The 421-nt window shown below is 69.4% G+C and carries 1 protein-coding gene; it reads left to right on the top strand.

Annotation, left to right across the window (positions count from 1 at the left end; translation table 11 throughout):
• Positions 1 to 421, top strand: a 421-nt coding sequence (gene cas1 / locus D4A39_RS17230) for a CRISPR-associated endonuclease Cas1 (RefSeq protein WP_119918603.1), incomplete at both ends; no start/stop codon positions are given.

Raw genomic sequence — 421 nt, 5'->3', positions numbered from 1 at the left:
GCTCAATACGCTCTATGTGGCGACCGAAGGCGCGCGCCTGCGCAAGGACGGCGAGACCATCGCGGTCGAGATCGCCGGGCGCGTGGTCAAACGAAGTCCGGCCCACCTGCTAGGCCAGATCGTGCTGTTCGGCGAGACCTCGGCCTCCCCCGACGTCATGCATTTCGCTGCGGCGTCGGGGATCTCGATGGCCTGGCTCGGCTATTCCGGCAAGCTGATGGCGCGACTCGAGGGGCCGCAATCGGGCAATGTGCTGCTCCGGCGGGCCCAACACCGGGCAACCGCCGATCCGGGGCCCGCGCTGCCGGTGGCCCGGTCCATCGTCGCCGCCAAGATCGCCAACCAGCGCGCCGTTCTGCGGCGCCATCTGCGCGACTATGCTGATACCCCCGGCGGGGATGCCGTTGACGCCGCGCAAAGA

It is taken from the genome of Alcanivorax profundi, assembly GCF_003597125.1.
Lineage (GTDB): Bacteria > Pseudomonadota > Gammaproteobacteria > Pseudomonadales > Alcanivoracaceae > Alcanivorax > Alcanivorax profundi.
Note: the sequence above shows the minus strand (reverse complement) of the source record. Positions and strands in the feature narration are given on the sequence as shown.